The 9,579-nt window shown below is 60.5% G+C and carries 7 protein-coding genes; 1 reads left to right on the top strand and 6 read right to left on the bottom strand.

All coding sequences use genetic code 11. From position 1 onward, the window contains the following. The 4 genes from LCU97_RS26345 to LCU97_RS26330 form a co-directional block, all read right to left on the bottom strand. The coding region (locus LCU97_RS26345; protein WP_232778191.1) for an OprD family outer membrane porin at positions 1–495 on the bottom strand (495 nt) is incomplete at its 3' end. A 338-nt stretch (positions 496–833) separates the two neighbouring features. Then, positions 834–2,291, bottom strand: a complete 1,458-nt coding sequence (gene adeC, locus LCU97_RS26340) for an AdeC/AdeK/OprM family multidrug efflux complex outer membrane factor (protein WP_053146335.1) — start codon at positions 2,289–2,291, stop codon at positions 834–836. Next, a complete protein-coding gene (gene emhB / locus LCU97_RS26335) occupies positions 2,288–5,452 on the bottom strand; it encodes an efflux RND transporter permease subunit EmhB (RefSeq protein WP_053146338.1) in 3,165 nt (1,054 codons plus the stop codon). Before emhB ends, adeC begins: the two co-directional genes overlap by 4 nt. Positions 5,453–5,455: 3 nt before the next feature. Beyond that, positions 5,456–6,613 carry an efflux RND transporter periplasmic adaptor subunit gene (locus LCU97_RS26330; protein WP_053146341.1) on the bottom strand — a complete coding sequence of 386 codons (1,158 nt, stop codon included), beginning with the start codon at positions 6,611–6,613 and terminating at the stop codon, positions 5,456–5,458. Positions 6,614–6,873: 260 nt separating this feature from the next. Here LCU97_RS26330 and LCU97_RS26325 point away from each other — a divergent pair, with 260 nt between their 5' ends. Beyond that, positions 6,874–7,506 (top strand): TetR family transcriptional regulator, encoded by a 633-nt coding sequence (locus tag LCU97_RS26325; RefSeq protein WP_232778190.1) that lies wholly within the window; start codon positions 6,874–6,876, stop codon positions 7,504–7,506. A gap of 154 nt (positions 7,507–7,660) precedes the next feature. On the opposite strand, the gene LCU97_RS26320 is transcribed toward LCU97_RS26325, so the two are convergent. Both LCU97_RS26320 and LCU97_RS26315 read right to left on the bottom strand, forming a co-directional pair. Continuing rightward, positions 7,661–8,167 (bottom strand): hypothetical protein, encoded by a 507-nt coding sequence (locus tag LCU97_RS26320; protein WP_232778189.1) that lies wholly within the window; start codon positions 8,165–8,167, stop codon positions 7,661–7,663. 304 nt (positions 8,168–8,471) lie between these two features. After that, the gene (locus tag LCU97_RS26315; protein WP_053146351.1) at positions 8,472–9,521 is read right to left on the bottom strand and encodes an alkene reductase; all 1,050 of its coding nucleotides are present in this window, start codon (positions 9,519–9,521) and stop codon (positions 8,472–8,474) included. Positions 9,522–9,579 lie beyond the last annotated feature (58 nt).

Here is a 9,579-nt window from a genome sequence, read left to right as displayed (position 1 = left end):
GGTGGAGGTGATCTGGCCGCCGCGGAAGGTCTGCGGCAGGGAGCGCCCATCGTCGGAACGCAGGATAGGCAGCACCGGCATCCACTCGCCGACCTTCAGTTCGGTCTTCGACACCTTGGCCTTCAGGGCGACGCCCAGGCGACCGAAGTCATCGGCCGGGCGACCATCGTCGTGCACTGGCAGCAACTGGGTGCCGGCCGTGCCTTTACCACCGTCGAGCTTGACCGAGTACAGGCCCAGCACGTCCACGCCGAAACCCACCGTGCCTTGGGTGAAGCCGGACTTGGCGTCGAGGATGAAACTCTGGGTCCATTCCTCGGCCTTGCCCTGGGCGTTGTTGGGGTTGGTGAAGTTGCGGTTGAAGTAGGCGTTGCGCAGGTTCAGCGTGGCTTTCGCATCCTCGACGAACCCCGACTCGGCGGCCAGAACGGGCAGGGCGGAGCCGGCAAGGGTGACGGCAATGAGACTGGGAAATAAGTGCTGTGTAGGTTTCATGGACGTTTCTCTAATTGTTGTAGGCGAAGCAAGTCGTTGCCGCGACCTCAGGTCGCAGACAGAACGGTGGATAACAGAGGCGCTGATCGAGAATCAGCCGGGCGCGGCGGGGCGTAGGGGCATGGCGTCGAACCTGTTGTTATTGGTTTTGTGCGAGGGATGGTGAAGGGCGGCCTGGGATCGGTTCAATTGCCGTTTGCGGGTTTTGGGCGATTATCGAACGGCAAAAATAATTGATGGATGCCGTGTCCCTGTGGAAGCAAGCTCCCACACAACTCTGTAGTAACCCAAACAAAAAGCCCACCTTTCGGTGGGCTTCGTGTTTTCAGAACATCGAATCAGAATAATTTCATCTTCGGCGCTTCTTCTTTCACCGGCTCGTTCTTACCCGTCTCGGCATTCCAGCCACCACCCAGTGCCTTGTACAGATTGACCTCACTGGTCAACTGCGCAAGGCGGTCGGTGATCAGCGATTGCTGGGCGCTGAACAGCTGGCGCTGGGCGTCGAGGAAGGTCAGGTTGCTGTCGACACCGATTCGGTAGCGACGCTCGGCCAGGCGGTAGTAGTCCTGGTTGGAGGCAACGTAAGCCGTCTGGGCCTGCAACTGTTCGTTATAGGTCCGACGTGCGGCCAGGCCGTCGGAGACTTCCTGGAACGCCGTTTGAATGGCCTTCTCGTAGTTGGCAACGTTGATGTCTTTCTGGATCTTGGCGTAGTCCAGGCTCGCCCGCAGACTGCCGGCGTTGAAGATCGGCAGGTTGATCTGCGGTGCGAAGGTCCAGGTGCCCGAGCCGCCCTTGAACAGGCCGGACAGGTCCGGGCTCAGTGTGCCGGCGTTGGCCGTCAGGCTGATACTCGGGAAGAACGCAGCCCGCGCGGCGCCGATGTTGGCGTTGGCGGCCAGCAGGTTGCGTTCGGCCTGGAGAATATCGGGACGACGTTGCAGCAGGTCCGACGGCAACCCGGCCGGCACTTCGCTGAGCAGATCATCGCTGAGCGGTTGCGTGTTCAGGTTCGCCGGCAGGCCGGTGCCCAGCAGCAGGGTCAAGCTGTTTTCGTCCTGGGCCACCTGGCGCGTATAGCGGGCCAGTTGAACGCGGGCGTTTTCCACCGCCGTGCGGGCCTGGCTCAGGTCGAGTGCCGACGCAACGCCGACATCGGCGCTGCGGGTGGTCAGCTTGAGGCTTTGCTCGTAGGTCGCCAGGGTTTCCTGGGTCAACTTGAGCAGTTCCTTGTCGGCCTGCCAGGTCAAGTAGGCGTTGGCAACACTCGCCACCAGGCTGATCTGGGTGCTGCGCCGTGCTTCTTCGGTGGCGAAGTAGCTTTGCAGCGCTTGTTCGCTCAGGCTGCGGACCCGACCGAACAGGTCCAGCTCATAGGCGCTGATGCCCAGGGTGGCCGAGTAGGAACTGCTGATAGCCGCTTCGCCGGTCTGCGAGGCACGGGCCGGCAAGCGTTGGCGGCTGCCGGCACCGGTGGCCGAGACCGCCGGGAACAGGTCCGCCCGCTGGATGCGGTATTGCGCGGCGTAGGCGTCGATGTTCAGCGCCGCGACCCGCAGGTCGCGGTTGTTTTCCAGGGCCACCTGGATCAACTGCTGCAGCGCCGGATCATGGAAGAACTGTTTCCAACCTTGTTCCGCGGCAGCCTGGTTGGCCGCTTTGGCTGGCTCGTAGGCCGGCCCTTGCGGGTACTGCGCCGCGACCGGTGCTTCGGGCCGCTGATAATCGGGGATCAGCGAGCAACCGCTGAGCACGACGGCGGCGATGGTCAGGGAAAGTAGCGACTTGCTCATTGGCCAGCCTCTTTGGAAGTTTCAGGAGTGTCGTTGTGGTCGGCATTTTTGCGACGGCCTATCGACGACACGGACACGAAGAACAAGGGTACCCAGAAGATCGCCAGCACGGTGGCGGTGATCATACCGCCGATCACACCCGTACCGATGGCATGCTGGCTGCCCGAGCCGGCACCGGTGGAAATCGCCAACGGAACCACGCCGAGCACGAACGCCAGGGACGTCATGATGATGGGCCGCAGACGCATCCTGCAAGCTTCGATGGCTGCATCCATGAGGCTGCGCCCCTGTTCGTGAAGTTCCTTGGCGAATTCCACGATGAGGATGGCGTTTTTCGCCGCCAGGCCAATGGTTGTCAGCAGGCCGACCTGGAAATACACGTCGTTGGACAAACCACGCAGGCTGGTCGCCAACAGAGCACCGATGATCCCCAGCGGCACTACAAGCATGACCGCGATCGGAATCGACCAGCTTTCATACAGCGCCGCCAGGCACAGGAACACCATCAGCAGCGACAACGCATACAGCGCGGGAGCCTGGGAGCCCGACAGACGTTCCTCGTAAGACAGCCCGGTCCAGGAAATACCGACACCGGCCGGCAGCTTCTTGGCGATGGCTTCGACTTCGGCCATGGCTTCACCGGTGGAGTAGCCCGGTGCCGGAGTACCGAGGATTTCCATCGCTTCCACACCGTTGTAGCGGGCCAGCTTCGGCGAGCCGTAGATCCATTCACCCTTGGCGAATGCACTGAACGGCACCATGGTTCCGGCGCTGTTGCGTACGTACCATTTCTGCAGGTCTTCGGGGCTCATGCGAGCGTTCGGCTGGCCCTGCACGTACACCTTCTTCACTCGACCGCGGTCGATGAAGTCGTTGACGTAGCTACTGCCCAGGGCAATCGACAGGGTGCTATTGATGTCCGAAATGGTCACGCCCAGGGCGCTGGCTTTTTCGTCATCGATTTCCAGTTGATATTGCGGCTCATCGTTCAGGCCGTTCGGACGAACCTGAGCCAGCACCTTGCTCTGGGCCGCCATGCCCAGGAACTGATTGCGTGCTTCCATCAACTTGTTGTGGCCGATGCCGGCGCGGTCCTGCAGGAACACGTCGAAACCGGTGGCGTTACCCAGCTCCATCACCGCCGGCGGGGCGAAGGCGAACACCATCGCGTCGCGGAAGGTGAAGAAGTGCTGCTGTGCACGGGCCGAGATCTTGAACACGGTGTTGTCGGCGTTCCGCTCCTCCCACGGCTTGAGCATGATGAACGCCATGCCCGAGCTCTGGCCACGGCCGGCGAAGTTGAAGCCGGTCACGGTGAACACCGAGGCCACGCCATCGCCTTCGCCGCCGTCCTTGCCCGGACGCAGCAGGAACTCACGCATCTTGTCCACCACCACCTGGGTGCGCTCGGCACTGGAGCCCGCCGGGGTTTGTACCTGGGCAAACAGCACGCCCTGGTCTTCTTCCGGCAGGAACGCCGTCGGGATGCGAGTGAACAGCCAGACCATGCCGACCACGATGATGATATAGGCCAGCAGGTAGGGTGCCTTGTGCCGGAGTATGTTACCCACGCCGCGTTCGTAGCTTCTGACGCCACGGTCGAAGGTGCGGTTGAACCAGCCGAAGAAGCCGCGTTTCGGCGTGCCATGTTCCCCTTTCGGAATCGCCTTGAGCATGGTGGCGCACAAGGCTGGAGTGAAGATCAGCGCTACCAGCACCGACAGGGCCATGGCCGAGACGATGGTGATGGAGAACTGTTTGTAGATCACCCCGGTGGAGCCGCCGAAGAACGCCATCGGCAACAGCACCGCCGAGAGCACCAGGGCAATACCCACCAGGGCACCCTGGATCTGGCCCATGGATTTCTTGGTGGCTTCCTTGGGTGACAGGCCTTCTTCGCTCATCACCCGCTCGACGTTTTCCACCACGACGATGGCGTCGTCCACCAGCAAGCCGATGGCGAGTACCATGCCGAACATGGTCAAGGTGTTGATGCTGAAACCGAATGCCGCAAGGATCCCGAAGGTGCCCAGCAATACCACCGGCACGGTCATCGTGGTGATGATGGTAGCGCGGAAGTTCTGCAGGAACAGGAACATCACCAGGAACACCAGCACGACCGCTTCGACCAGGGTTTCCACCACACCCTTGATCGATTCGCTCACCACCGGTGTGGTGTCATAGGGGAACACCACTTCCATGCCTGGCGGGAAGAACGGCTTGAGGTCGTCGACCGTCTTGCGCAGGGCCTTGGCCGTGTCGAGGGCATTGGCACCGGTGGCCAGTCGCACCGCCAGACCCGAGGCCGGAGCACCGTTGAACTGGGCGTTGATGCTGTAGTTCTCGCCACCCAGGGCTACGTCGGCGACGTCACCGACGCGCACCTGCGAGCCATCCGGGTTGACCTTGAGCAGGATCGCCTTGAACTGCTCGGCGGTCTGCAGGCGGGTCTTGCCGATGATGGTGGCGTTCAACTGCTGGCCCGGCACGGCGGGCAGGCCGCCGAGCTGGCCGGACGAGACCTGGACGTTCTGCGCGGAGATGGCGGCGCTCACGTCAGCCGGTGTCAGGCTGTAGTTGTTCAGCTTGGCCGGGTCGAGCCAGATCCGCATCGCATACTGGGCGCCGAAGACCTGGAAGTCACCGACACCAGAGGTGCGCGAGATCGGGTCCTGCATGTTCGACACGATGTAGTTGGAAAGGTCTTCCCGGGTCATGGTGCCGTCGCGCGACACCACACCGATCACCATCAGGAAGTTCCTCACCGACTTGGTCACGCGGATACCTTGTTGCTGCACCTCTTGCGGCAGCAGCGGGGTCGCCAGGTTCAGCTTGTTCTGAACCTGGACCTGCGCGGTGTCGGAGTTGGTGCCCTGCTCGAAGGTCGCGGTAATGGTCATGCTGCCGTCGGAGTTACTTTCCGAGGAGACGTAGCGCAGGTTGTCGATACCGTTGAGCTGCTGTTCGATGACCTGCACCACCGTGTCCTGCACGGTCTGTGCGGACGCGCCCGGGTAGGTCACCTGGATCGCAATGGCCGGTGGCGCGATGCTCGGGTACTGGTTGATCGGCAACTTGAGGATCGATAGAGCCCCGACCAGCATGATCACCAGGGCGATCACCCAGGCGAAGATCGGACGGTCGATAAAGAATTTCGACATGGTTTACTCCCCTTTGCCGCCGGCTGCTTTATCAGCTGCCTGGGCGGGGGCCGGGTTCTTGGTGCCCACATTGGTGGCTTCGGTGGCCTTGACTTCCACCCCAGGCCGTACGTACTGCAACCCTTCGGTAATCACGCGATCGCCGGCCTTGAGCCCGTCTTCGATCAGCCATTGGTTGCCGACGGTGCGGCTGGCCTTGAGCTGGCGCAGTTCGACCTTGTTGTCCGCACCCACCACCAGTGCGGTCGGCATGCCCTTGAGGTCGCGGGTCACGCCTTGCTGTGGCGCGAGGATGGCCGCGCTGTTTACGCCCGCTTGCAATTGCGCGTGAACGAACATGCCCGGCAGCAGGGTGTGGTCCGGATTGGGGAACACGGCGCGCAAGGTGACGGAACCGGTGGTCTGGTCGACCGATACCTCCGAGAACTCCAGCTTGCCCTCATGGGCGTACTGGCTGCCGTCTTCCAGGATCAGTTTGACCATGGCCGCATTGTCGCCGGCCTTCTGCAACCGGCCACTTTCCAGCTCGCGGCGCAGTTGCAGCAGTTCGACCGAGCTCTGGGTTACGTCGACATAGATCGGGTCCAGTTGCTGGATGGTTGCCATCGCTTCTGTCTGGCCGTTGCTGACCAGTGCGCCCTCGGTCACCGTGGAGCGGCCGATGCGGCCGGAAATCGGCGCATAGACCTTGGTGTAGCGCACGTTGATCTGGGCGGTTTGCAGGTTGGCTTCCGACTCGAGGCGGTTGGCCACTGCGGTGTCGTATTCCTGGCGGCTGACGGCTTGCTCATCCACCAATTGCTTGTAGCGATCGGCAATCGACTTGGTGGAGCGCAGGTTGGCCTCGGCGCTCTTGAGGGTGGCTTCGTACACGGCCGGGTCGATCTGGTACAGCTGCTGACCGGCCTTGACGTCGGCGCCTTCCTTGAACAGGCGCTTGAGGATGATGCCGTTGACCTGCGGGCGAACCTCCGCGACGCGGAATGCGCTGGTACGTCCCGGAAGTTCGGACGTCAGGGTAAAGGGCTGGGTCTTGAGAGTGACGACGCCGACCTGAGGAGGTGGTGCGGCAGGGGCCGCTTCTTCCTTTTTGCATCCGCTGAGCAGCGATGCCAGGGCGATGGCGGTAACCAGAGCGGTAACAGCTGGCTTGAATTGCATGGAAATCCTCGGGTCAGGCGCGCAACAGCGCACTCGAAAGGTGGAAGGTTAAAAAGGAGCATTATTCAATTAGTAGGTTGCTAAGAAATATACTTACGTACACGGTTGTTTGTAAACAGCCAAATTGCGTACCATCCGGTATTACAAAAGCCTGACAAAGGCCTTACAGACCGAAGGCGCACCGATGGGCGGTCGCGTCCCTTTCGCTCAGCTGACCTTTACATATTGCTGACGCATCCTGATTCGAGGTGTTTACTGCCATGGTCCGCCGTACCAAAGAGGAAGCCCTGGAGACTCGCAGCCAGATACTCGAAGCCGCCGAAAAGGCCTTTTTCGAGCGGGGCGTGGCGCGCACGACGCTGGCTGACATCGCGACGCTGGCCGGTGTGACGCGCGGGGCTATCTATTGGCATTTCAGCAACAAGGCGGATCTGCTCCAGGCCATGCTCGATACCCTGCACGAGCCGCTGGACGACTTGGCCCGGGCCAGTGAGAGCGAAGAGGAGCTTGATCCATTGGGCTGTACCCGCAAGCTGCTGGTGCAACTGTTCCACCAGGTTGCCGAGGATCCCAAGACGCGACGCATTAATGAGATTTTGTTCCATAAGTGTGAATTCACCGATGAAATGTGCGACCTTCGTCAACAGCGGCGCCAGGTCAGCCTCGATTGCAATGTGCGAATCGCCCTGTCATTGCGCAATGCGATGAATCGCGGCCAATTACCCGATGACCTGGATCCTGAAAGGGCGGCGGTGGCTATTCATGCCTACATCGACGGCATTCTGTACCAGTGGCTATTGGCTCCTGACAGCTTCGCTCTGGCCGAGGAGGCTGAGCGCTGGGTCGATATCGGGCTGGACATGCTGCGCCTGAGCCCAGGCCTGCGCAAATGAAACAAAATGCTTAATTGCATCGTTTTATGTCAACGTTTATCGGTGGGACCTGAGCCGTGCTTGATTCTGAAGGCTACGTTATAGATCAACCGTAGCCAGGTTTACAGCGACAGCGCGCAAGGCGCTGCCGGATGGGGAATTATGCGGAGGGTGGCTATTCGACGATCAGTCGAACGGTGTAGTTGAATGGCGGTTCAAGCATTTTCTGAGCGATTTCCGATCGGCAGGTGTAATTGCCATTACCGGTATAAGCCGTTTCGCTTTTCCTGTCCGGTCTGTAGCTGGGCTCCAGAACGCCAAAGCCGATGGGCGCTTCAAATCGGGTTTTCATCTGACAGCCAAAGTTGATGTTGCCCAGTTGATAGGAAACCACTAGTTCGATGGGCTGGATCTTTCTCAGTGACGGTTGCCAGCCAGCGGCGGGGTAAGTGAATTTTCGATTATGGACGAATTGAAAATCCCGGGTGGTTTTGGCGGGAACGTCATAAAGATCGAGTGTTACGTCCGGGTGCACTGGCAGCTCGCTTAAAATATTTATCATCTCCAGGGTGTCGGAGGTGTTGTTCACGACCTCCACTGTGATGCGGGTACTGGCCATGCTGTTGGCAACCATGGCGGGGCCCAGGAGCAGGGCAAGGATGAAACTTTTCAGAATGTTCATAGTGCGTTGTCTCTTGTGAATGCAGGGCTCGCTGGCGCCTGCACGAGTTTATGCATATTTAATAATTAATGAGGGTGCTCGGGTGAGCGCTATATCTGCAGGTAAATAGTTTGATGTTCGATGGTTAAATCCATTTAATGGTCGGGCTTTTATTATTAGCGCTGCCGGATAATTGAATCCAGAGGGGCGTGGAGTTGTGTTGTTATTTGATATTTCGAGGTCGGCTGGTTGTTCTTTAAGTTGGCCGGCATAAAAAAGCCCCGGCTCTTTCGAGGCGGGGCTTTGGATAAAGCGATTTACGGATTTACATGACGGGATAATCGATATAACCCACCGGACCTTTTCCGTAGAACGTTTCCGGACGAGGCTCGTTCAAGGGGGCGTCGGCTTTCAAGCGGGCCGGCAGGTCCGGGTTGGCAATGAACGGAACCCCGAAGGCAACGGCGTCTGCCTTGCCTTGCGCCAGCCAGGCATTGGCGCTGTCCTTGGTGAAGCGTTCGTTGGCGATGTACGGGCCGCCGAAAGCTTGCTTGAGCTGCGGGCCGATGCTGTCGTCGCCTTCTTTTTCGCGGGAGCAGATGAACGCGATGCCGCGTTTGCCCAGTTCGCGGGCTACGTAGCTGAAGGTTTCCAGACGGTTTTCGTCGCCCATGTCATGGGAGTCGGCACGTGGCGCGAGGTGCACGCCGACACGGCCGGCTCCCCAGACTTCGATGGCGGCGTCGGTCACTTCCAGCAGCAGGCGGGCACGGTTTTCCAGGGAACCCCCATAATTGTCGGTGCGCTGGTTGGTGCTGCTTTGCAGGAATTGATCCAGCAGGTAGCCGTTGGCGCCGTGGATCTCCACACCGTCGAAACCGGCGGCCTTGGCATTTTCGGCGCCGACGCGGTAGGCATCGACGATGTCGGCGATTTCAGCGGTTTCCAGGGCACGTGGCGTCGGATAGTCGGCCAGCGGACGCACCAGGCTGACGTGGCCCTTGGGCTGGATGGCGCTTGGCGCCACCGGGGTTTCACCGTTCAGGTACGACGGATGGGAAATGCGGCCTACGTGCCACAGCTGCAGGAAGATCTTGCCGCCGGCGCCGTGGATCGCCTTGGTCACGTTGGCCCAGCCGCGTACCTGGTCGTTGGACCAGATGCCGGGAGTATCCGGGTAGCCCACGCCCATTGGCGTGACGGAGGTCGCTTCGCTGAGGATCAGGCCGGCGGAGGCGCGTTGCACGTAATACTCGGCCATCAGCGCGTTGGGCACGCGGCCTGCGTCGGCGCGGCAGCGGGTGAGCGGGGCCATGATGATGCGGTTTTTCAGTTCGATATCGCCGAGTTTGATCGGATCGAAAATAGTCGCCATGAATTACAACCTCGTCTGTGTAGGGTAAGAATCAGTGAGTAGCGGGTGCCTGGCCGGC

Origin of the sequence: Pseudomonas uvaldensis, from assembly GCF_021271205.1 — a bacterium.
Taxonomy (GTDB): Bacteria; Pseudomonadota; Gammaproteobacteria; order Pseudomonadales; family Pseudomonadaceae; genus Aquipseudomonas; species Aquipseudomonas uvaldensis.
This window is presented reverse-complemented; position numbering and strand designations above follow the sequence as displayed.

Coding starts and splice junctions, on each gene's coding strand:
- adeC (WP_053146335.1), bottom strand. CDS start 2,291: ATGAGCAAGTCGCTACTTTCCCTGACCATCGCCGCCGTCGTGCTCAGC.
- emhB (WP_053146338.1), bottom strand. CDS start 5,452: ATGTCGAAATTCTTTATCGACCGTCCGATCTTCGCCTGGGTGATCGCC.
- LCU97_RS26330 (WP_053146341.1), bottom strand. CDS start 6,613: ATGCAATTCAAGCCAGCTGTTACCGCTCTGGTTACCGCCATCGCCCTG.
- LCU97_RS26325 (WP_232778190.1), top strand. CDS start 6,874: ATGGTCCGCCGTACCAAAGAGGAAGCCCTGGAGACTCGCAGCCAGATA.
- LCU97_RS26320 (WP_232778189.1), bottom strand. CDS start 8,167: ATGAACATTCTGAAAAGTTTCATCCTTGCCCTGCTCCTGGGCCCCGCC.
- LCU97_RS26315 (WP_053146351.1), bottom strand. CDS start 9,521: ATGGCGACTATTTTCGATCCGATCAAACTCGGCGATATCGAACTGAAA.